Genomic DNA, 21458 nt, shown 5'->3' on the forward strand with positions numbered 1-21458 from the left:
CACCTCCTAGATCACTGCCTTGCGGGCGAAATGGGAGACCACCTCGCCGAGCGCGATGAGGGCGAGGACCGCAAGGACCACGAGCGTCACGCCGCCATAATTGAACATTGCCATCTGGCGGAAGAAGACGAGGCCGAGGCCACCGGCACCCACCAGTCCCATGATCGCGGAGCGGCGGATATTGATGTCCCATTCGAAAATGATGGTGCCGATGATGACCGGCAGGATCTGCGGCACGATACCGTAATACATCACCTGGAACTGGTTGCCGCCGACGGCACGGATCGCCTCGACGGGTTTCGGGTCGATGTTCTCGATCGCTTCCGCGGTGATTTTCGAAATGAAGCCGATGGAACGCATCGCGACGGCAAGGACACCGGGCAAGGCCCCGAGACCGACGGCGCCGACGAAGAGCAGCGCCCAGATGATTTCGTGGATCGAGCGGGACAGCACCATCAGGAAGCGGCCGAGCGGATAGAGGATATACCGGCTCGGCGTGACGTTCGCCGCGCCGAACCAGGCAACGGGAAGCGAGAGTACGCAGCCGAGGATGGTGCCGAGCGTCGCCATCATCAGCGTTTCGAGCGCCGGCACGAGGAGCTTCGGCGCAAGCGACCAGTCGACCCAGAAGAAGCGTTCGAGCGTGCCGCCGATGCCGAGGGCACCGCCCATGCGTGCCCAGTCGGTGTCGAACATGATCGTGTCCCAGAAGCACCAGGTAAGCACAGCGACAGTCGCGGCCACGATCAGCCAGTTCGTCGTGCGGCGGCTGCGCTTGTGGGCGAGCCAGGTGTCAAAACCGTGCTCGGAGACGGAAGCGGGCGCCAGGCTCATCACAGCACCTCCATCGCATAGATCTCGTCGAGGTCCTGCTTGCGCATGCCCTTCGACGGACCGTCGAACTTCTTGTAGCCGTCCTGCATGCCGATGATCCGGTTGCAGCTCTCAAGCGCCAGCTGCACATCGTGGATGTTGCAGAGGACCGGCACCTTGAACTCCGTCGCAAGCTCTCGGATCAGCCGCATCACGTCGCGCGAGATTTTTGGGTCGAGCGCCGAGGTCGGCTCGTCGAGCAGCAGGATTTCCGGCTTCTGCATCAGCGCACGGGCAATGCCGACGCGCTGCCGCTGGCCGCCCGAAAGCGCATCCGCCCGCTTGTCGATATGATCCTGCAGGCCAACCTTTTCGAGCAGGTGCAGCGCCCGGTCGATATCCTCGCGCGGAAAGGCCTTGAAGAAACTGCGGAAGGCGCCGGTATAGCCGAGCCTGCCCGACAGCACATTGTCCATTACCGACATGCGGTTCACCAGGTTGAACTCCTGGAAGATCATGCCGATGCGCCGGCGCAGGTGGCGCAGTTCGGTCCCGTGCAGCGGCCGCACCGACTGACCGAACAGGAAGATATCGCCTTCCGTCGGCTCGACGAGCCGGTTGATACAGCGGATCAGCGTCGACTTTCCGGCGCCGCTCGGTCCGATGACGGCGCAGAAATCGTCGCCATCCACAGCAAAATCAATCCCCTTGAGGATCTGCGGGCCATTGGCCGCGTAGCTGACTTTCAGGTTGCGCACTTGCAGGATCGACATGGACGCCACCGTTTCAGCCATGGAGCCGCGCGACGCGCGGCTCTCGACGATGTTCTTTTCGTGTCTCACTGGCTCGCTGCCTTTTCGGCTGCGACCAGCTTGCGGATGATGTCGTAGTCGCTGTCCTTCATGGCGACGAACTTCGTTGAGGCGATGCCATCAAAGAACGGTTTTGCCGCCGCGTCCTCATGCAGCGTCAGGAAGGCTTCGCGGATGGAGGCTTTCAGCGGCTCGCAGAGATCGCTGCGATAGACCATCGGGTCCTGCGGAATGATCTCCGACTGCCAGAGCACCCGGAAGTCATCCTTCTTGGCGAGCCCACGGTCGATGACGTTGTCGAGACGGTGCGTCGCGACGAAGGCATCGTCGACGCGACCTTCCTTGACCGCCAGCGCCGACTGATCGTGCCCGCCGGTATAGACGACCTTGGAGAAGTAGTTCTCCAGTTCCGGACCCGTGCCGACCTTTTCGCCGAACACCATGCGCGGCAGGAGATTACCGGAGGTGCTGGCCGGGTCGGCGAGGCCGACGACGGATCCTTTCAGGGATTCGATGCTGTCGAACTTCGAGCCTGCCGGTACGACGAGCACCGCACGGTAGCCCGGCCCCTCCTCCTGGAAATGTCCCTTGGTCTTGGTATAGGTGGCGAAGACCTCGAGGTTCGGGTCCTTCTCCCTGGCAAGCACATAGGAGTTCGGCCCGTGCACGCCGATCTGCACCCAGCCGTTGACCATGCCCTCGATGACCGAGGCGTAGGACGTCGGCATGAAGAACTCGACGGACTTGCCGGTCTTTTCCTTCAGCTTGTCGAGCAGGGGCTTGTAGATGTCGAGCTCCTGCGTCGTCTCCTCCGTCGGAATGATGGAGAAGACCAGCGTATCGGGGTTCTTGCACTCCTCTGCAAGGGCACCCGACGTCGTATAGGCAATCACCGCACCCAGAGTTGCCAGGCCGGCCACAGTACGTTTCAGAACAGTCATTCTTTCCTCCCAAAAAGTGATTGCTGCCGATATGCCGGATCATCCGGCGTCGCGGCCTCCTGTTTCGATCAAGCCACTGCCATCTGTTTCCTTCCCTCGCCATCGGCGACGGCCAGAAGTGCCTCCCGTTTGCCGATGAAGTTCTGCCCCCGCTCGCCCTCGAAGGCGTCGGCGATGAGATCACGCCATTCTTGCTCGCCGATCCCGTAGTGGCGATAGTCCGTGGCAACGCCCAATCCGTTCAGGAATGCTTCCAGCTGCTCGGCCGCCTTCGACGCATCGGTTCCGAAGACCGCCTGCAGACCCTCCGCGCAGATACCGCCCTCCCCGGCGACACTGCGGATGATCATGGGAAGCGAGAAGGAGCAGGCGATGCCATGCGGCACGCCGTGGCGCAGCGTGATCGGATAGGACAACGAATGCGCGATGGCCGTCTTTGTGTTTGAGAAGGCAAAGCCGGCGAGCGTTGCGGCACGCGCCATGCGGCCTCGGAGCTCGACATTCCTGAGATCGTTGACGAGCAGCGGCAGGGTGGACAGCACCCCGCGGGCGGCAGCGGTCGCATGGGCCATGGAGACGGGATTGGCGCTCCGGTTCCACAGGCTTTCCAGCGAATGCGACAGGGCGTCGAGACCGGTCTGGACGGTAAGGTCCTTCGGCTTGCCGATCATGAGCTCGGGGTCGACGATCGAATATTCCGGATAGAGGCCGGGATGGGCGAGCGAGAATTTGACGCCGCCCGCATTGTCCCAGACGGTGCCCCAGCAGGTGACTTCGCTGCCCGTGCCGGCGGTCGTCGGCACGGCGATCAGCGACCAGGGCGAAATGGTGCCAGCGCCGGCCCGCTTCTTGAGATAGGCATCCATGGCGGCAAAGTCGCCGCGCGCGGCGGCAAAGACCTTGGCCGAGTCGATGACCGAGCCACCGCCGAGCGCCACGATGACCTCCGGCTGCCGGGAAAGTCCGGCAAAGCGGGCCGTCTGGACTTCCAGAAGGGCGATGTCCGGGTTGGGGGCGATGTCGTCGATGACGAGGACCGGTGCGCCGGCTTCCATCTCGAGGCGAGAGGCGAGCCCGCGGAAAAAGGCGTCGCCATAGGTGACGAGGGCGTAGCTGCGACCGGCGATGGCATCGGCCAATCGCGCAAAGCTGCCGGGGCCGAAACGGACGTCAACGGGGTTGCGATAAGACCACACGACGAAATTCCTGTTCTGCGAAATTGATAGGCAGGAACAGTCTGGCAAACTCGCCATCTATTGACTAATACAAATCTCCGCCGTTTATCATAGACTATGGCTATAGTATTCACCCACCTTCGCTCCTTCCATGCGGTCGCGGAAAACCGTGGTTTCACGGCCGCGGCCAATGTGCTGAATATCAGCCAGCCGACCGTGACGACCCAGGTGAAGGAGCTGGAAGATCGCTACGGCGTCGAGTTGTTCGTGCGCCGGGGGCGCCGGGTCGAGCTGTCGGAAACAGGCATGTCCCTGTTCGATGTCACCAAGCGCATCATGAGCATGCACGAGGAAGCCGAGGAGCTGCTGCTCAGCAGCGGCAAGCTCGAAACCGGCCAGTTGCGCCTTGCCGCCGTGGGGCCGTTCCATGCAACCGAGATGGTGGCGCTCTTCCTTGCAAAGTATCCAGCGATCAAGGTCAGCATGCTGCTCGGCAATTCCGACCAGACCTTGCAGCGCGTCCTCGATCTCGAATCCGACGTGGCGATCCTGGCCCATGCCGTGGACGATCCGCGGATCTCGTCCGTGCCGTTCAGCACCCATGACGTCGTCGTCTTCGTCAATGTCGATCACCCCTGGTATGGGCGCGAGGAGGTTTCAATCACGGAACTTGCCGATCAGTCGCTCATCCTGCGCGAAGTGGGATCGACGACGCGGCGTGCTCTGGAACAGGCGGCCCTGGAGGCGAATGTGCCGATCAAGCCACTGCTCGAAATCGGCAGCCGCGAGGGCGTGTGGAAGGCCGTCGAGCGTGGTCTCGGCATTGGTGTCGTCGCCGATTTCGAATTCGTCGCCCATCCTCGCCTCGGCACGATCCGCTTTTCGGACGCCAGTGTCCAGACCGAATACCGGCTCTGCTGCCTCGTGGAACGGCGGGGTTCGCCCAAGATAGAGGCCTTCATGAAGACGGTGCTGGCGCCCTGACGGCTCCGTCACCTATAGGCGAAATCTATACATCCATAGAAACTTTAAAATTGACGAATATACCGTCTCGGCCGACTGTCCCGCGTTCAACACATATGGATGTGTTCCGTAAACAGGGAATGAGCCGATGCATCTCTCCGCCGTCCTGCTGCACCTCGCCGGTGCAACCATGCTGCTGCTCTTCGCCGTGCACATGGTGCGAAGCGGCATGGAGAATGCCTATTGCGGCGCGCTTCGCTCCATGCTCGGCACCGCGCGGCAGGGCCATGGCAGGGCAGCGGCCGGGGGAACCGCAGCCGCCATCCTGCTACAAAGCTCCACTGCCGTCGCCATGCTCGCCTGCGGCTTCGCGGCAAACGGTATTCTCGCCGTTCCGACCGGACTTGCCCTGCTACTCGGCGCCGATCTCGGGTCGGCGCTCGTCGTACGGGTGCTGTCCTTCGACCTCAGCTGGCTTGTTCCGGTTTGCCTCTTTGCCGGCGGCGTGCTTCATCTGAAATTCTCCGGCAGGAGGACGCGCGAAATCGGCCGCATGGTGCTCGGCATCGGCTTCGTGCTCCTGTCTCTTCGCCTGATCGGCACGGCGACGGCGCCGCTGCGCGATGGCGCCATGCTGCCATCGCTTTCGGGCTACCTCGCCGAGGACTATGTGACGGCCTTCCTGGTCGGAGCGCTCTTCACCTGGCTCATCCATTCCAGCGTCGCGGCGATCCTTATGGTCGCGACCTTTGCCGGACAGGGGCTGGTGCCGCTGGAGGCCGCCGTGCCGCTGGTGCTCGGCGCCAATCTCGGCGGCGGCCTGATTGCTTTCTGGCTGTCGCGCGGCATGCCGCCCGCCGCCCAGCGCATTCCCGTTGGCAATCTCTTCTTCCGTGCGACGGCTTCGCTCGCTGCCATGGCCGTCGTGGAAACGACGGCGCCGCCGATTGCAGTGCTCGGCTACGGGCCGGCGGATGCGCTGGTGAATTTCCATGTGCTCTTCAATGCGGCGCTCGTTCTGGCGGGCCTGCCCTTCGTTGCCATGATGACGCGCCTCGTCGGCCGCCTGCTGCCGGATGTGGAGGCCAAGGCCGCAAGCGATGATCCGCTGCAAAATCGCGTCACCGCGCTCGACCGCTCGGTAATCACCACCCCGCGACTGGCGCTTGCCAGCGCAACGCGCGAACTCCTGCGCATGGGCGAGCTCGTCGAGATCATGGTCCGCCCCGTTATGGATCTCCTGCGCGCAGGAGAGCGCGTCGAGATCACCCGCGTGCGTGACATCGACAACGCGGTCAACCAGGCCCACACCGACATCAAGCTCTACCTCGCCGAAGTGAACCGCGGCACGATGACCACCGAAGAGGCATCGCGCAGCATCGAGCTCACCGACTTCGCCATCAATCTCGAACATGCCGGCGACATCATCGCCAAGAACCTGCTGGTTCTTGCAGAGGAGCGGGCGGACAAGAACTGGCGCTTTTCCAGCGAAGGCTGGGCGGAACTTGTCGACCTTCATGCCCAGGTCGTCGAGAACATGCATCTTTCCCTCAACGTGCTCATCTCGCAGGATCCGCCGTCGGCGCGCCAGCTCGTGCTCGAAAAGGAGAAGATGCGGGAAATGGCGCGCTATACGCACGACCGGCATCTGCGCCGTCTGCAATCCGGCACACCCGAGAGCATCGAGACGAGCGGTATGCATATCGAGATCGCGCGCGGCCTGAAGGAGATCAATTCACTTCTGGTGACCATCGCCTATCCGATCCTCACCCGTAGCGGCGATCTGCTGACCAGTCGTCTAGCCAACACAAATCATAGCTAGGATCTATCGATCGAATTCAGAATTGCAATTTTTCAGATAGACGCTTTTGCGTCAGATAGATCAGGAAACTCATGCGGACCGGCGCGCGACGCTCGCTCCGCTCTCAGGAAAGGACGCCCGTTATGAACCAGATGTCACCCATCACCGTCACCGCCAACGGACGCGACTATCAGTGGCCGAAGGTTCCCGCGATTGCCATCTGCCTTGACGGCTGCGAGCCGGCCTACCTCGACGCGGCAATCGAAGCCGGCCTGATGCCGACGCTGGAGCGCATGCGCAAGACCGGCACCGTGCGTACCGCCCATAGCGTCATCCCGAGCTTCACCAACCCGAACAACCTGTCGATTGCGACCGGCCGTCCACCGGCGGTGCACGGCATCTGCGGCAACTACCTCTACAACCCCGCGACGGGCGAAGAGGTGATGATGAACGACCCGAAGTTCCTGCGCGCGCCCACCATCTTCAAGGCCTTCTACGATGCCGGCGCCCGCGTCGCCGTCGTCACCGCCAAGGACAAGCTGCGCGCCTTGCTCGGCCATGGACTTGCCTATGACGAGGACCGCGCGATCTGCTTCTCTTCAGAAAAGGCCAACACCACAACCAAGGCTGAGAACGGCATCGACAATGCTTCGCAATGGCTTGGTCGCCCAGTGCCGGAAGTCTACTCGGCCGAACTGTCGGAATTCGTCTTCGCCGCCGGCGTCAAGCTGCTCAAGGAATTCCGTCCCGACGTCATGTATCTGACGACCACCGACTACGTGCAGCACAAATATGCCCCCGGCGTGAAGCAGGCGAACGACTTTTACGAGATGTTCGACAGGTATCTCACCGAACTTGACGCGCTCGGCGCCGCGATCGTGGTGACGGCCGATCACGGCATGAAGCCGAAGCACAAGGCTGATGGCTCGCCGGATGTCGTCTATGCCCAGGATCTCTTCGACGAATGGCTCGGCAAGGACGTCGCCCGCGTCATCCTGCCGATCACCGATCCCTATGTCGTGCATCACGGCGCGCTCGGTTCGTTCGCCACGGCGTACCTGCCGAAAGACGCCGACCGCGCCGCCCTCATGGACCGGTTGCGCAAAATCGAGGGTATCGACCTCGTTCTCGGCCGGGAAGACGCCTGCCGCCGCTTTGAGCTACCGGAAGACCGCATCGGCGATATCGTCATGCTCTCCACCGAAAACAAGACGATCGGCACCAGTGAGCACCGCCACGACCTCGCAGCGCTGAACGAACCGCTGCGCTCCCATGGTGGGCTGACCGAACAGGCCGTGCCTTTCATCACCAACCGGGTCCTACCCGATCAGCCGGATGCGCCGAAGCTGCGCAATTTCGACGCCTTCTACTATGCGGTCATGGCGGCGGCCCAGGCCGGCAAGCGGGCCTGAGTGGAAATCGATCGAGAGGAAGACAGCCATGACCCGCCCCGAGACGTCCATCAAAGTCCGCCATGAACCGATGCGCATCGCCGGAAGGAAGGTCGATGCCGACGGTGTCGTCGATGTGCACTACCCCTATACCGACACGGTGATCGGCACCGTGCCGGCAGGCACCGCCGAGCACGCGCGCCAGGCGTTCGAGATTGCCGCAAACTACAAGTCGAAGCTGACGCGCTACGACCGGCAGAAGATCCTCTTGCGCACGGCCGAATTGCTGAATGCCCGCAAGGAGGAGATTTCCGACCTCGTCACGCTGGAGCTCGGCATTTCCAAGCAGGATTCGCTCTATGAAGTCGGTCGTGCCTTCGATGTGTTCACGCTGTCCGGGCAGATGTGCATCCAGGACGACGGCCAGATCTTCTCCTGCGATCTCACGCCCCACGGCAAGCAGCGCAAGATTTTTACGACACGCGAGCCGCTGAAGGCGATCTCGGCGATCACGCCGTTCAACCATCCCCTCAACATGGTGTCGCACAAGATCGCGCCGGCGATCGCCACCAACAACTGCATCGTGGTCAAGCCGACGGAACTGACCCCGATGACCGCGCTGGTGCTGGCCGATATCCTCTACGAGGCAGGTCTGCCGCCAGAAATGCTTTCGGTCGTCACCGGCTGGCCACAGGCGATCGGCGACGAGATGATCACCAACCCCAATATCGACCTGATCACTTTTACCGGCGGCGTGCCGGTCGGCAAGCTGATCGCCTCGAAGGCCGGCTACAGGCGCCAGGTGCTGGAGCTTGGCGGCAATGATCCGCTGATCATTCTCAACGACCTGTCGGACGACGATCTTGCGAGAGCCGCCGACCTGGCGGTGGCAGGGGCCACGAAGAATTCCGGCCAGCGCTGCACCGCCGTCAAGCGCATCCTCTGCCAGGAGCGTGTCGCCGATCGCTTCGTACCGATGGTGCTGGAGCGGGCAAAGGCGATCACCTTCGGCGATCCGATGGACCGCGCCACACAGCTCGGCACCGTCGTGCACGAAAAGGCCGCCGCCCTCTTCGAAAAACGGGTCTACATGGCCGCCGAACAGGGCGCCGACGTGCTCTACGATCCCGGCCGCAAGGGCGCCCTGCTGCCGCCGATCGTCGTCGACCGCGTGCCGCACGGCTCGGAACTCGTTATGGAGGAAACATTCGGCCCGATTATCCCGATCATCCGCACACCGGACGACGATGACGCGCTGATCGCGCTTTCCAATTCCACCGCTTTCGGCCTCTCCTCCGGCGTGTGCACCAACGATTTCCGCCGTATGCAGAAATACATCGCTGGCCTTGAGGTCGGCACCGTGAACATCTGGGAAGTGCCCGGCTATCGCATCGAGATGAGCCCTTTCGGCGGCATCAAGGATTCCGGCAACGGCTATAAGGAAGGTGTGATCGAGGCCATGAAGTCCTTTACAAACGTCAAAACATTCTCCTTGCCCTGGTAACAGGCCACACAACGATCCTCCCTCGACTACCTGCGCCGGAACGGAGAGCACCCGTTCCGGCGATTTTTATGCGTGCAACTCTCTGTTGTGCAGAAAATCAATCGATTTCCGCTCTCGTATAGCTTTAAACTATCGAACACATTGAGAGTTCGTATTTGATAGGCATGCCCGGAAATGAAATGGTCCCGTGAGAACTGATATATCAATTACAAACGCCGGGGACCTGCAGATGACAATGCATTCGCAATCGAGACGCGATTTTCTTCAGATGCTCGGTCTCGGCGCTCTGGCGCTTGGTGCTTCGCCGCCGTTCGGCAACAGCGCGGCACGGGCTGGTGAACTGCCCGCTTGGGCAGTACTGCCATCGGGTGCGGTTCCGAAAATGGGCGGCAAACTGGTCTATGGCCAGACCTACCCGAACTGGGCTGTCGGTACGTCCGACAACGGCAAGCACCCCTATTACTGGATCGACCTTCTGACTCGCTCGGTGTGGAACTGCCTGCTTTGGGTCGACCACAACTTCAATCTTCAAGCCGAACTCGCGGAGAGCTGGAACCCGGCCGACGACACGCTGAAGGTCTGGGAATTCAAGCTTCGCGAAGGCGTCCAGTTCCACAACGGCAAGGAAATGGCGTCGGAGGATGTGGTCGCCTCTTTCGAGGCGCATATTACGCAAAAGGCCAGCAGCTTCCTCAACAAGTGGTTCGAGAAGATCGAGCCGAACGGCAAATATGGTGTTCGCTTCACCCTGAACTCCGGCTATGCAGAGTTTCCCTTCATCCTCGCCGAGTATCGCTTGACCGTCGTCCCGGCTGCCGCGCCGGATGCGATCCTTACGGACGGCATAGGCACTGGTCCCTTCAAACTCGTGCAGGTCGACAACCGTCGCGGTTTCAACGCCGTCAGAAACGAGACCTACTGGCTTTCGGGTCGTCCCTTCCTCGACGAACTTGAAGGCTACGTCGTCACCTCGCAGACGGCGATCAACGGCTTCCGCTCCGGTCAGTTCGATGCGGTCTTCAACATCGATCCGACCACGGCCGGCCAGTTCGAAGGAGCGGGCGGCCTCGTTCACAAATCGGCCGGCGGCGACCAGTTCCTGATCGGCTTGCCGAAAAACCTCACCCTACCCTGGAACGATGCGAAAGTGCGCGAGGCGATGTCCCTCAGCATCGACCGAAACGCCATCAACACCGTCGTCTATAACGACCCCGGCTCCTGGGTCGGCAACGACACCCAGATGTCCGGCATCAACAAGGAGTTCGTGGCACGCGACAAGCCTTTTGACCCGGACCGGGCGCGGCAACTCCTTGCCGAGGCCGGTTATCCGGACGGCATCGACCTTCCCGTGATCGTCTTCTCGCCGTCATTCCCGGAAATGCCGCGTGTCATGGCGATCGTCGCCGAATCCTGGAAAAAGGCCGGCATCAATGTGGAACTGCGCGAAATGCCGACGGATGGCTTCGACGCCTATGTAAAACAGGTGAACCCGCCTTTCGGACGGCCGAATGCCGGTCTCGTCGGCCCACGCAATCCTGCCATCAACCTTGGGCGCCTCGTGTCCAATCCAGTAGAGTCCGCGGGCTGGACCGGTGCGAAGAACGACGCGTTCGTCAAACTCTTCGAGGAGACGATCGCCGAACCTGACGACCAGAAGCGCCTCGCGAACTACCAGGAACTGCAGCGCATCGCGCAGGCAGATACGCCCGCGATCGTGCTTGGCGGCCGCCGCAACATGCTCGCCCATCTTCCGAAGGTCAAAAACCTGAAGTCGCATTCCCAGAACTGGGGAACCCGTTTTGACGATTGCTGGGTGGAATCCTGATGGCAACGCACGCAGGCTCCCACCCCTTTCATAGACCCGGGAAATGGTGATCTGAATGTCCGGCATCGTCACTTTGATCGGCAGACGTCTCGTTTTGTCCTTCTTCATCCTGACACTGACGTCGTTGATCGTCTTTCTCGGGACGGAAGTGCTGCCGGGGGACGCCCTTACCGCGACGATCCCCGCTGAAGAGCTGGCTTTCTACACCGAGGAACAGCTTGCGCAGATGCGCTCCGAACTTGGGTTGGACCGATCGATACCGGTCCGGTTCGCCGAAGTCTGGCAAAACCTCTTCACGTTCGACTTCGGCCAGACGCTCGTCCGCCGCGAACCCGTTGCCGATCGGATCGTCCATCCGATGATCAACTCGGCGATCATGGCGGGCATGGCTCTGGTCGTCATGCTGGCGATCGTCGTCGTGCTCGCCGTTTTCGCAAGCCTGAAGCCGGGTGGGCGCCTGGATAACACCATCAGCAGCGCGACGCTGTTCACCTATTCGATGCCCGATTTCGTCGTCTCCAACCTCTTCGTCATTGTCTTCTCGGTTTGGCTCGGCCTCGTTCCGGCAGTCATACTCGCGCCGACGGATGCCCCGAAAATGACGATCCTGGGCGCGGCCGTCCTGCCTGTCATCGCACTCTGCGTTCACGGCGCCGCCTATCAGTTCCGTCTTCTGCGCGCCGGCATGGTGGAAGCCCTCAGCAGCGATTACGTTGAGCGCGCCCGGCTGGCGGGCATTCCCACCTGGCGGATCTCGATACGGCACGCCCTCCCCTCCGCCCTGATCCCGATGCTCAACGGCACAGCCACATTCGTCGCCGGCCTCCTTGCGGGCTCGGTCGTGGTCGAGGCGGTGTTCAAGTATCCAGGCGCCGGTGGCGAACTGCTGCGTGCCATTTCGCAACGGGAAATCCCCACGATCCAGGCGATCGCGTTTCTTGCGGCGCTCGCAGTGGTCGTCGCCAACCTCATCGCCGATCTCGCCGTGCTCGTCCTCGACCCACGCGTTCGCACGAGGTTCCAGAATGTCTGACACAAAGACCATCGTTTCGATCGCGCTTTCCCGGCGATCCAGCTCCAAGATACGCCGTGCGCTGAGCGAACCGATGACGCTCGTCGGCGTCCTCCTCGTGGCGATCCATCTGGGCCTCGCCCTGTTCAGCCCGCTCATCGCTCCGCACGACGCAAGCGCGCTCGTGGGCGCGCCGCTGGCCCGCCCGTCGGCGGAATTCTGGATGGGTACCGACCAGATCGGCCGCGATTATTTCAGCCGGATCATCGAGGGCGGTCGCATCGCGCTGCTCGTGTCCTTCTGCGGCGTCGCCATCGCCATTGCCGTCGGCACCTTCCTCGGCATGGTGGCGGGCTACGTCGGCGGCCGCATCGACGAGGCGATCATGCGCTTCATCGACGCCGTCATGGCCATCCCCGACATCATCCTGATCGCCATCCTCACGCTGGCGCTCGGCAAGGATATCGTCATGCTCATTCCCGTCATCGCCGTCGTCTACACATGGGGCGTCGTGCGCGTCATGCGTGCCAAGACGATCAGCCTGTCGACGCTGGACTTCGTGCGGGCGGCGGAACTGCGGGGGGAATCACGATTGGCCATCATGCTCCGTGAGATCCTGCCCAATCTGACGGGTCTCATCGGTGTCGAGCTGGCAGTGAGGATCTCCTCGGCCGTGCTTCGCATCAGCGCGCTGTCCTTCCTTGGTCTGGGCATCAGCCAGCCCACACCCGACTGGGGCCTGATGGTGCAGGAGGCCATGGGGGTCGTCTATACGGATCCGTGGTTCCTCCTGCTGCCAGCCATCATGCTCTCGAGCCTGATCCTCGGCGTCAATTTCATGGTCGATGGCTTCGCACGCGCCTTCGGCATCACGACCGCGGAGCTTTGACCATGGCCGAAACCCCGCACATCACGGTCAGTGACCTAACGCTCGTCTATAAGACCGGCCCGAAGACCGAAGTACCGGCGGTCGACAATGTGAGTTTCTCCATTCGCAGGGGCGAGACGCTGGGCATCGTCGGCGAAAGCGGCTGCGGAAAATCTTCGCTGGCGCGCGCATTCCTCGCCTATACCCGGCCTGGCGCCCGTATTGCGCGCGGCACGATCACCGTGTCCGGCACTGATATCCTGACACTCAACGCCGCCGACCTCTTGAAATTTCGCGGCGGCCGGGCCGCCATGGTTCCACAGAACCCGCTCTCGTCCCTTACGCCCCATCGGACGATCGGCCAGCACCTGACGGAATTGATCCGCCTGCACAGGGCCGATCACGGCAAACGTCCAAAGGACCGGGCGATCGAGCTTCTCGGAGCGATGGAACTGCCTAATCCGGCGGCGATCTACGATCGCTACCCGCACCAGCTTTCGGGCGGCCAGCGGCAACGCGTCGTCATTGCCGCGGCCCTCGTCGCAGAGCCGGAACTGATCATCCTCGACGAGCCGACCACAGCACTCGACAAGACGGTCGAGTCCCAGGTCCTCGATCTCGTCAGCAGGCTGCAGCAGCGCACCAACACGACCCTCATCTATGTCAGCCACGACCTCAACGTCATCGCCCGCATGTGTGAGCGCGTTCTGGTGATGAAGGACGGCAAGGTGCTGGAAGACGGGCCGACGGACCAGGTCTTCACCACGCCGAAAACGGACTATGCGCGCACGCTCGTCGCCGCCATTCCTCGTCTGGAACGCCGCCCACACACACCTGCGCGCCTGCAAGCCGCGCCGGCCAACCTGACCATCAATGGCCTCGACTTCTCTTACGGCAATCGCGGCGGGCTCAATCCGATCTCGCGGCTGTTCCTGCACAGCGGGCCTCCCAAGACCCTTTCGGGCATATCCGTTTCCATCCCCGCCGGTGGAACGCTCGGTGTCGTGGGCGAATCCGGCAGCGGAAAATCAACGCTCGCCTCCCTCGTCGCCGGATTGATCGATTGCACGCCGGGCGCAATCGAGTTCGATGGCAAGCCTCTGCATGGCCTGGCGACCCACCGCGCTCGCGATCTGCGCCGGCGCATACAGATGATCTTCCAGGATCCCGCCTCCTCGCTGAACCCGCAGCACACCGTGGAGCAGATCGTCACCCGACCGTTGCAGTTCTTCTTCGGCATGACGCGTGCAGCCGCGCGCGAACAGGCGGTGGCACTGCTGGAAGAACTCGACCTCCATGCCGGTTTTCTGTCTCGTTCCCCGCGGCAGCTTTCAGGCGGCCAGCAGCAACGCGTCGCCATCGCCCGCGCCTTTGCCGGCAAGCCGGACCTCATCCTGTGCGACGAAGTCACCTCCGCGCTCGACGTCACGGTCCAGTCGTCCGTGCTCAAGGTCATGAAGCGCCTGCAGCGCGAGCACGGCACGACCTACCTCTTCATCTCGCACGACCTCCCCGTGGTTGCCGAAATGTCGGACGCTATTCTTGTTTTGGAGGGTGGCCGCATCCGCGACTACGGACCCACGCAGGCGGTGCTCGAAGCGCCGTCCTCAGACTATACCCGAAAACTGCTGGCCGCCTTTTCCACGGCGTCCGAACAGCTCGCACAAAGGACCAGAAAGCATGCAAATTGAGGCCTTCGCCGCGCCCGGAAAATTCTATCGCGGCAATCTCCACACCCACTCCTCCCTTTCCGACGGCAAACTTGCCCCCGAAGAGGTTTGCGAGCGCTATCGCGAGCGCGGATATGATTTCATCTGCCTGTCGGATCACTTCATGCCCCACTACAACTATCCGATCGCCGATACGCGGCCGTTTCGGACGAACAACTTCACGACCATTCTCGGCGCCGAGTGCCATGCGCCCGCAACCGAGCAAGGCGAAAAATGGCACGTTCTGGCGGTTGGCCTGCCCATCGACTTCCCCCCGAACGGTGAAGGCGAGACAGGCCCTGAAATCGCCCAGCGCTGCCTCGATGCCGGTGCCTTCGTCGCCATCCCCCATCCGGAATGGTACGCGCTGAGCATGGCCGACGCCGCTTCGATCCCCGGCGCCCATGCGGTCGAAGTCTACAACCACACCAGCCAGGTTCTAAACGCACGGGGCGGCGGCTCCTACTATCTGGACGATCTCCTCAATTCAGGCCGCCGGATCAATGCGCTTGCCTGCGACGACGCCCATTTCGTTGCAGGGGAAGACCAGAACCGCGACGCCTTCGGCGGCTGGGTCATGGTCAAGGCGGAGGCCAATGAGCCCGAAGCGCTGGTCGCAGCGTTGAAGCTTGGCCACTATTATTCCAGCCAAGGGCCGAAATTCGAGGATATACGGATGGAGAACGGCCTGCTGATCATAGAAACCTCCCCTGTCTTCCAAATCTCCATCGTCGGCCGCGCCTCGCGAAACGAAAAACAATGGGGCACGGCCATGACGCGTGCCGAGTTACCGATCGACAAGTTCAAGGGCGACTGGTGCCGTATCGTCGCCATCGATGAGGCAGGCAAGGTTGCCTGGTCGAATCCGATCTACGTGTAGTCAAGACGCACGCACCGCCCCGGACCGTCGCGTTGATGGCTCGTTAACCACACGAATTGGCTGCCGATCACGCCTCGGCAGCCGGACGGCGTGTTCCGAGCAATGAGCTCAACGCGGCGTCGTGATCTGCGAGTGCATCCAAGAACCAATCGGAAAACAGTCTTGCAAGGCCGGCTCGTCCGCCCATCGACTTTTGCACGAGCTGGTAGCGCTGCGGAATGGGAAGCCTCTCGTCGAATGGCGCGACAAGCGTACCGGCGCGCAAGAGGTCTTCGATCATGAAGTCGTCGGCAAGGGCAACGCCTCCCCCATTGATTGCCTCCCGGATGGCAAGCCAGGGTTCTCGAAAAATAGTGCCTCGGGACAGGGCCGGACGTTCCTGCATATAGGCCGACGCCCACTCCTCCCACGCGGACATATCATTTCGTGCAGAAGGGAGTGGTGCATCAGATCATCGGGCGTGTTCAGCGGAAAGGCCCGGGCGCGCAGACGGGCATGACAAAAAGCGGGCCGGGGTCGACGGCCCGGCCGCACGTATTGTTATCTCGATCAACCCTGGGCGCGTTTCGAAACGTCCGCCCAGGCCTCCCAGGTCGCAAGCCGGTCGGCATAGCAGTTCAGCGCGATGCCGAGGGCGGTTTCCCCGAGGAAGAGCCGCAGTGGTGGCGACGGGGCATCGACGACGAGCAGGATAGCCTCGGCCGTCGCGGCGGGATTGCCGAGCTTGCGGGATCCGTTTGCCGCTTTCAGCCGGTCGCGCAGTCCATCATACTCGTGCATCGTCGGCATCTGCGTGGCGGAGCTGCCGCGCCAATCCGTATCGTAGCCGCCGGGCTCGATCATCGTCACTTTGATTCCGAAGTCCACGACTTCCGAGGCGAGCGTCTCCCCCAGCCCCTCCACGGCCCATTTCGTCGCGTTGTAGATGCCGGCCGTCGGAAAGGTGATGATGCCCGCAAGGCTCGAGGTGATCAGGATATGCCCGCCGCCCTGTTCACGCAGTTGCGGCAGCACGGCCTTCACGACCCAGAGCGTGCCGAAGAAATTCGTGTCGAACTGCGCCCGCGCATGCCCCTCGTCCGTCTCCTCGACGGTGCCGAAGATCGCGTAGCCGGCATTGCTGACGACGACGTCGAGCCGCCCGAAGACGGTGATTGCAGTGTGCACGGCCTGGCGCACATCCTCCTCGCTGCGCACGTCGAGTTCGATGGGCAGCAAGGCCGCGCCATAGGTTTCGCTGAGCTCCGCAAGGCTTGCCTCATCGCGCACGCAGGCGGCTACCTTGTCGCCGCGCGCAAGGGCAGCTTGCGCCCAAACCCGCCCCAGCCCGCGCGAGGCTCCCGTGATGAACCAGATCTTTTCGCCCATGGTCGATTGTCCTCAATTTGATACTTCCGGCTCCCGGGGAACGTCCCTCAGCCGTCCCCGGAAGGCTAAGGGAGGAGCCCGCCCGGCGGCTAACCGACCCGGGCCAGAGAATGCGCCGATCCGGCCAAGTTTTGCGATCAGGGTTTCCCGTGTCGCCGGCCGGCCGCGTCGAAGGCAACGATTTTCGCTTTTGGAAGGATGTCGGCCTGCGGTGGGTTATCGCGCTTCGGCAATCGGCGGTTTCCCCGGTCAAGGTCACCGAAGGCGGCTTCGGTAAAATACCGGGCCGGTGTCGTGCCGAGCATGCGCCGGAACATCGCGATGAAGGCGCTCGGGCTTTCATAGCCGAGGTCGAGGGCGATATTGGTAACAGATTGCCCGGAGGCAAGGCGCTGCAAGGCGAGGCCGACATGCAGCTGCTGGCGCCAGCGCACGAAGGACATGCCCGTCTCGCGCTGGAAGAGGCGGGTCAGCGTGCGGTTGCTCGCCCCCACCCGCGCGCCCCATTCCTCGATGGTGAAGCGTACCGCGGGATCGTCGACGAGGGTTTCGACAAGGCGTCGCAGGCGCCGTTCCGTCGGCATCGGCAGATGGAGGGGTTCGAGCGGTGCGGCCAGCAATTCGTCGAGCAGGACCGAGACGAGCCGCGCTTCGCGCGTATCGCCCTCGGGATAGAGCGACGGGCCTGAGACGAAGCGCAGGATGAGTTCGCGCAGCAAAGGCTGCACGAAGAGTATCCCGCACTGATCCCGCAGGGCCTCTGCAAGATCGGGATCGACATAGAGGTTGGCGACCGAAATTCGCCCCGCCGTGCGGGCGACATGCTCGACGCCGCTCGGAATCCAGATGGCGCAATGGGGCGGCACGGTCCAGATGCCGCCCGCCGCCTCCACGGTGATGACGCCGCCAACCACATAAAGCAATTGCGCCTTGCGATGGCGGTGCGGCTCGGTTTCGCGCAGGGCATCAAGCTCGATGGCGAGGCCTACAACGGCGCGCGGAACCCTGTCGGGGTCATCCAGGTCGGGCGTGATGGAAATGCTCATGGCCTCATTCCTGCACATCGGTGGCCAGTGGTGCCACCATCCTGACCACGTCCAGAAGCCCAGTCTCCTGCGGATCGGCCAATATATAACGCGATCCGGCCACGCCTGACATCCATAAGGGCGGGTTTGCCTCGAGCGGCGCGCTCCGCGGCCGACTGATTGGACTTCACCATCAAATCCGCCAGATTGTGAATTGGAGCCGGTCCTTCGGTTGCATTAGCGTTTGACGGCCGGGTGGCCGCAGCCTCCGGCAGAAACGATCGATTTCCGCAATCGCCAAAAAAATAATTATCGCGATAAAAAACATCTGGACAAAGATGCGAGGCGCGCGTATCAAATGATTATCGCGATAACGGTTATCGCATCAGATCAAAGGAGAGACCCAATGTCCATCGTCAACACCCTGCTCGCTACCGCCGCTTCCCTCTTCGTCGCCGCTGCCACCGTCGTGCCGGCCGCCCACGCCCAGTCCGCTCCCGCCAAGTCCATCGTGCTCGTCCATGGCGGCTTCGTCGATGGCTCCGGCTGGCAGGGCGTCTACAACATCCTGAAGAAGGACGGCTACAACGTCACCATCGTCCAGAACCCCACCCTCTCGCTTGCCGATGATGTCGCTGTTACCAAGCGCGCCATTGCCGCTGCCGAAGGCGATGTCATCCTCGTCGGCCATTCCTATGGTGGTGTGATCGTCTCGGAAGCCGGTACGGATCCCAAGGTGAAGGGTCTCGTCTATATCGCCGCCTTCGCCCCCGATGCCGGCGAATCCATCGCGAAGCTCATCGCCAACCCGCCGGAAGGTGCAGCCGTTCCGCCGATCCTGCCGCCGCAGGATGGTTTCCTCTTCCTGGACAAGCAGAAGTTCGCCGCAGCCTTCGCCGCCGACGTCGAGCCAGAGCTTGCTGCCTTCATGGCCGACTCGCAGGTTCCGTGGGGTGTCGAGGCGCTCGCCGGTGAAGTGACGGTTCCCGCCTGGAAGGAAAAGCCGAGCTGGTATCTCGTCGCCACTGAAGACCACATGATCCCGGTCGACGCCCAGCGCGGTATGGCAAAGCGCGCCGGCGCCACCACCGTCGACCAGGCCGGCAGCCACGCCGTCTATGTCTCTCAGCCCCAGGCCGTTGCGAAGATCATCGAGGATGCGGCAAACGGCGGGAAGTAATTCGACACAGGTCGATGACGACACACAAAGCCCCCGGCCGCGCAAGCGGGCGGGGGTTTTTCGGTCAGAACGATACGAGCACCGTGCCGATCGCACGAATTTGACCACCAAGTCACCCAGCCCTCAGGCGGCACCGTGTGCTGACGGAAGCAATGGCGACGCACAATCCCCCTTTGTTCTTTCGATCAACCGCGGTTTGCCGTGCACAAGACGACAATCCAAGTTTCGTCTTGTGGAATCTCCTCGCGTCGAGATCGGCCCCTTTGCCGGGGTTCGTGAAGACCGATCGACGTCCAGGCGAAAGCGCTCGTGGGGATTCATGCGATCGACTGGGACATCAATGCCGGCGCGTTCCTGCAACAATGGGTTGTGCCGGACACCTGGTGTCTCCAACCCGGAATCAGGCAAGCCGTTTCGAACGGCAGCGGTCACGTCATGGATGTCGGCTCGGGCTGGTTCATTGCGCCGTCGGACGACAGGCTGCGAGTTTGGCTGCTTCCAGCGATTTGATGGCCTCTTCGCGGGCGCGTGACGGTCGCCGGCAGGACATGTCTTGCCGGCAGATAGCCATTCTGCAGCGGGAGATAAAATGCTGATCGATCCGAGCCAATTCCCTCTCATCTTCCTTCACCCGGACATCAAGACCGGTCATTCGGCCGAAGCACAGCTCGAAGACATCCTGGACCGGGGCGAGCGGTTCGTCCTGATCACCGACCACACTCCCACCGACGACCATGACGAAAGCATCGAGGAACGCAGGCGACGAGCCCTGTTCTTCAAGCGCAACAGGGATCGCCTGCGCCACCTTTGCCTCGGCGCCATCGTCATAGACGGCGAAAAGCCGACGTCCGTTCCGGTACGGTTGGCCGCCTTCGCCTTCGGCAAGGCGCTCGGCATCGATTTCCACTTCGTGCCCGCCAAGGCGCTGGCGATCGAGCAGGGACTGCTTCTGTGCCGCATCGCAGCTTCAGAAGCTGGAACCCTCGTTTCAAACGCGCTCCCCGAATAAGGTCCCACAAATTCGGCGTGTTTCAGGATACAGCAGCGGATTTTACGGCAAACCAATCCCTCGGCGGCGCTTGGCGAGAAGCAAAAACCTCCCCTGCATCGCCCGCCACCCGGCTCGGCATGCCTTGCTGCGCCACCATTTCGGTTGGCTCTTCGGCGTGACCAGAGAGGTCGCTGATGACCTCGGCGAGGATGGAGGCGGCGATGGCATGGGGTGCCTTGCTGCCGAGCGGCAGCCCGACCGGGGACCGGATGCGCGCCATTTGCGAGGAGGCGAAGCCGCGGCCGAGCAGCGCCCCGGCAAGACGAGACCAACGGCTACGGCTTCCAAGAAGGCCGACATGCCCCGCATCCGTCGCCAAGGCGGCATCAAGGATGTCAAGATCGCGATCCTCATCATGGGTTGCGGCGATGATGCTTGTCCATGGATCGGGGCGCAGATGGGCGATCGTGTCTGCCGAAGAAGAACGCAGATAGCGCAACCCTTCGATCGGCGGCTCGGTTTCCGGACCGCCCGCGCGCAGGAGAAAGGTTTCGAGGCCGAGCTGGATCGCCACCTTGCACAGGATCAGCATGCTCGCGTCGTGACCGCAAATGATCAACCGGGTGCAGGGCAGATGCCGTCGCCAGATGAAGCGGGGGCTGCCGATCGCACCAGCCAGCGCACGCGGCTGGCCCTCGCCCTGGAAGCGATGGCATGAACGCTGCACCCCATCCGACATCCAGACGACATGTCTTCGGTTGCGTCTTGCCTCCAGCAGGGCCTTGAGGGCCGGGTCGTCGGGCGATAGCAATTCGACCAGCACTTCGATGGATTTGCCACAGGGTAACTGGAGGTCGATCGGCCCGCCTTCTCCATAGGTCAGCCACTGGGGGCGGCCGCTTTCCAGCACCTGGAGGCTCCGGTTGATCAGGTCGGCGTCGATGCATCCGCCGGCGACCGATCCAGCAACGGCCTGATCAGTGATGGCCATCTGGGCACCGATGCCGCGGATTGCGGAACCGGATGTCGAGTAGAGGGTCGCGAGCGCGACCTTTCTTTGAGTTTCCAGCGCTTGGGCGAGAAATTCCCGGACGTCGCCCTCCAGTCCGTGGACGGGCCAATCCGCCTTTGCGATCTCGTGTGCAGACATTGCCAACTCCTCTTGCGATGGGAGAAGCCTAAGGCAGGGCTGTCGCTGAG

At 62.4% G+C, this 21458-nt stretch carries 19 protein-coding genes; 11 read left to right on the forward strand and 8 right to left on the reverse strand.

The genetic code is table 11. The annotated features are described in order from the left end of the window. Positions 1-6 precede the first annotated feature (6 nt). The 4 genes from phnE to psrA all read right to left on the reverse strand — a co-directional run bounded on the left by phnE (position 7) and on the right by psrA (position 3762). Complete coding sequence (gene phnE / locus AC1RT2_RS03200; RefSeq protein ID WP_493099411.1) at positions 7-834, reverse strand: phosphonate ABC transporter, permease protein PhnE; 828 nt, start codon at positions 832-834, stop codon at positions 7-9. Beyond that, positions 834-1655 carry a phosphonate ABC transporter ATP-binding protein gene (phnC, locus tag AC1RT2_RS03205; RefSeq protein ID WP_493099413.1) on the reverse strand — a complete coding sequence of 274 codons (822 nt, stop codon included), beginning with the start codon at positions 1653-1655 and terminating at the stop codon, positions 834-836. Before phnC ends, phnE begins: the two co-directional genes overlap by 1 nt. Continuing rightward, a complete protein-coding gene (locus AC1RT2_RS03210) occupies positions 1652-2566 on the reverse strand; it encodes a phosphate/phosphite/phosphonate ABC transporter substrate-binding protein (protein WP_493099415.1) in 915 nt (304 codons plus the stop codon). The genes phnC and AC1RT2_RS03210 overlap by 4 nt, the downstream gene beginning before the upstream one ends. A 68-nt stretch (positions 2567-2634) precedes the next feature. Next, a complete protein-coding gene (gene psrA / locus AC1RT2_RS03215) occupies positions 2635-3762 on the reverse strand; it encodes an iron-containing alcohol dehydrogenase PsrA (RefSeq protein WP_493099417.1) in 1128 nt (375 codons plus the stop codon). A 96-nt stretch (positions 3763-3858) separates the two neighbouring features. Between psrA and AC1RT2_RS03220 the strand changes: the two genes are divergently transcribed. The 9 genes from AC1RT2_RS03220 (at position 3859) to AC1RT2_RS03260 (ending at position 15694) form a co-directional block, all read left to right on the forward strand. Beyond that, on the forward strand, positions 3859-4725 hold the full coding sequence (locus AC1RT2_RS03220) for a LysR substrate-binding domain-containing protein (RefSeq protein ID WP_493099419.1): 867 nt from the start codon (positions 3859-3861) through the stop codon (positions 4723-4725). 127 nt (positions 4726-4852) lie between these two features. After that, positions 4853-6526 carry a Na/Pi cotransporter family protein gene (locus AC1RT2_RS03225; RefSeq protein WP_493099421.1) on the forward strand — a complete coding sequence of 558 codons (1674 nt, stop codon included), beginning with the start codon at positions 4853-4855 and terminating at the stop codon, positions 6524-6526. Positions 6527-6648: 122 nt separating this feature from the next. Further along, positions 6649-7917 (forward strand): phosphonoacetate hydrolase, encoded by a 1269-nt coding sequence (gene phnA, locus AC1RT2_RS03230; protein ID WP_493099423.1) that lies wholly within the window; start codon positions 6649-6651, stop codon positions 7915-7917. 28 nt (positions 7918-7945) lie between these two features. Beyond that, positions 7946-9400 carry a phosphonoacetaldehyde dehydrogenase gene (gene phnY / locus AC1RT2_RS03235; protein WP_493099425.1) on the forward strand — a complete coding sequence of 485 codons (1455 nt, stop codon included), beginning with the start codon at positions 7946-7948 and terminating at the stop codon, positions 9398-9400. A gap of 229 nt (positions 9401-9629) precedes the next feature. Further along, positions 9630-11225, forward strand: a complete 1596-nt coding sequence (locus AC1RT2_RS03240) for an ABC transporter substrate-binding protein (RefSeq protein WP_493099427.1) — start codon at positions 9630-9632, stop codon at positions 11223-11225. 55 nt (positions 11226-11280) lie between these two features. Continuing rightward, on the forward strand, positions 11281-12258 hold the full coding sequence (locus AC1RT2_RS03245; protein WP_493099429.1) for an ABC transporter permease: 978 nt from the start codon (positions 11281-11283) through the stop codon (positions 12256-12258). Continuing rightward, positions 12251-13126, forward strand: coding sequence for an ABC transporter permease (locus tag AC1RT2_RS03250; protein WP_493099431.1), 876 nt, complete (start codon positions 12251-12253; stop codon positions 13124-13126). Before AC1RT2_RS03245 ends, AC1RT2_RS03250 begins: the two co-directional genes overlap by 8 nt. A 2-nt stretch (positions 13127-13128) precedes the next feature. Further along, positions 13129-14796, forward strand: a complete 1668-nt coding sequence (locus tag AC1RT2_RS03255; RefSeq protein ID WP_493099433.1) for a dipeptide ABC transporter ATP-binding protein — start codon at positions 13129-13131, stop codon at positions 14794-14796. Continuing rightward, positions 14786-15694 (forward strand): CehA/McbA family metallohydrolase, encoded by a 909-nt coding sequence (locus AC1RT2_RS03260; RefSeq protein WP_493099435.1) that lies wholly within the window; start codon positions 14786-14788, stop codon positions 15692-15694. Before AC1RT2_RS03255 ends, AC1RT2_RS03260 begins: the two co-directional genes overlap by 11 nt. Before the next feature lie 67 nt (positions 15695-15761). Here AC1RT2_RS03260 and AC1RT2_RS03265 read toward each other — a convergent pair whose 3' ends face one another. The 3 genes from AC1RT2_RS03265 to AC1RT2_RS03275 form a co-directional block, all read right to left on the reverse strand. After that, positions 15762-16112: a type 2 periplasmic-binding domain-containing protein gene (locus AC1RT2_RS03265; protein WP_493099437.1), complete on the reverse strand. Its 351-nt coding sequence runs from the start codon at positions 16110-16112 to the stop codon at positions 15762-15764. Between the two features lie 131 nt (positions 16113-16243). Beyond that, positions 16244-17062: an SDR family NAD(P)-dependent oxidoreductase gene (locus AC1RT2_RS03270; protein WP_493099439.1), complete on the reverse strand. Its 819-nt coding sequence runs from the start codon at positions 17060-17062 to the stop codon at positions 16244-16246. Between the two features lie 137 nt (positions 17063-17199). After that, entirely contained in the window at positions 17200-18108 is a 909-nt protein-coding gene (locus tag AC1RT2_RS03275) for an AraC family transcriptional regulator (protein WP_493099441.1), read from the reverse strand. Between the two features lie 385 nt (positions 18109-18493). On the opposite strand from AC1RT2_RS03275, the gene AC1RT2_RS03280 reads away from it, so the two are divergent. Together AC1RT2_RS03280 and AC1RT2_RS03285 are read left to right on the forward strand one after the other, a co-directional pair. Continuing rightward, the gene (locus AC1RT2_RS03280; RefSeq protein ID WP_493099443.1) at positions 18494-19267 is read left to right on the forward strand and encodes an alpha/beta hydrolase; all 774 of its coding nucleotides are present in this window, start codon (positions 18494-18496) and stop codon (positions 19265-19267) included. A 589-nt stretch (positions 19268-19856) separates the two neighbouring features. Beyond that, positions 19857-20276, forward strand: a complete 420-nt coding sequence (locus tag AC1RT2_RS03285; RefSeq protein WP_493099445.1) for a hypothetical protein — start codon at positions 19857-19859, stop codon at positions 20274-20276. A 22-nt stretch (positions 20277-20298) separates the two neighbouring features. Here the strand turns inward: AC1RT2_RS03285 and AC1RT2_RS03290 are convergent, their stop codons facing one another. Next, complete coding sequence (locus AC1RT2_RS03290; RefSeq protein ID WP_493099447.1) at positions 20299-21408, reverse strand: XdhC family protein; 1110 nt, start codon at positions 21406-21408, stop codon at positions 20299-20301. Positions 21409-21458: the final 50 nt, after the last annotated feature.

It is taken from the genome of Shinella sp. GW821-FHT11G07, from assembly GCF_058808115.1.

Coding starts and splice junctions, on each gene's coding strand:
- phnE (WP_493099411.1), bottom strand. CDS start 834: ATGAGCCTGGCGCCCGCTTCCGTCTCCGAGCACGGTTTTGACACCTGG.
- AC1RT2_RS03210 (WP_493099415.1), bottom strand. CDS start 2,566: ATGACTGTTCTGAAACGTACTGTGGCCGGCCTGGCAACTCTGGGTGCG.
- AC1RT2_RS03220 (WP_493099419.1), top strand. CDS start 3,859: ATGGCTATAGTATTCACCCACCTTCGCTCCTTCCATGCGGTCGCGGAA.
- AC1RT2_RS03225 (WP_493099421.1), top strand. CDS start 4,853: ATGCATCTCTCCGCCGTCCTGCTGCACCTCGCCGGTGCAACCATGCTG.
- phnA (WP_493099423.1), top strand. CDS start 6,649: ATGAACCAGATGTCACCCATCACCGTCACCGCCAACGGACGCGACTAT.
- phnY (WP_493099425.1), top strand. CDS start 7,946: ATGACCCGCCCCGAGACGTCCATCAAAGTCCGCCATGAACCGATGCGC.
- AC1RT2_RS03240 (WP_493099427.1), top strand. CDS start 9,630: ATGACAATGCATTCGCAATCGAGACGCGATTTTCTTCAGATGCTCGGT.
- AC1RT2_RS03245 (WP_493099429.1), top strand. CDS start 11,281: ATGTCCGGCATCGTCACTTTGATCGGCAGACGTCTCGTTTTGTCCTTC.
- AC1RT2_RS03250 (WP_493099431.1), top strand. CDS start 12,251: ATGTCTGACACAAAGACCATCGTTTCGATCGCGCTTTCCCGGCGATCC.
- AC1RT2_RS03255 (WP_493099433.1), top strand. CDS start 13,129: ATGGCCGAAACCCCGCACATCACGGTCAGTGACCTAACGCTCGTCTAT.
- AC1RT2_RS03260 (WP_493099435.1), top strand. CDS start 14,786: ATGCAAATTGAGGCCTTCGCCGCGCCCGGAAAATTCTATCGCGGCAAT.
- AC1RT2_RS03265 (WP_493099437.1), bottom strand. CDS start 16,112: ATGTCCGCGTGGGAGGAGTGGGCGTCGGCCTATATGCAGGAACGTCCG.
- AC1RT2_RS03270 (WP_493099439.1), bottom strand. CDS start 17,062: ATGGGCGAAAAGATCTGGTTCATCACGGGAGCCTCGCGCGGGCTGGGG.
- AC1RT2_RS03275 (WP_493099441.1), bottom strand. CDS start 18,108: ATGAGCATTTCCATCACGCCCGACCTGGATGACCCCGACAGGGTTCCG.
- AC1RT2_RS03280 (WP_493099443.1), top strand. CDS start 18,494: ATGTCCATCGTCAACACCCTGCTCGCTACCGCCGCTTCCCTCTTCGTC.
- AC1RT2_RS03285 (WP_493099445.1), top strand. CDS start 19,857: ATGCTGATCGATCCGAGCCAATTCCCTCTCATCTTCCTTCACCCGGAC.
- AC1RT2_RS03290 (WP_493099447.1), bottom strand. CDS start 21,408: ATGTCTGCACACGAGATCGCAAAGGCGGATTGGCCCGTCCACGGACTG.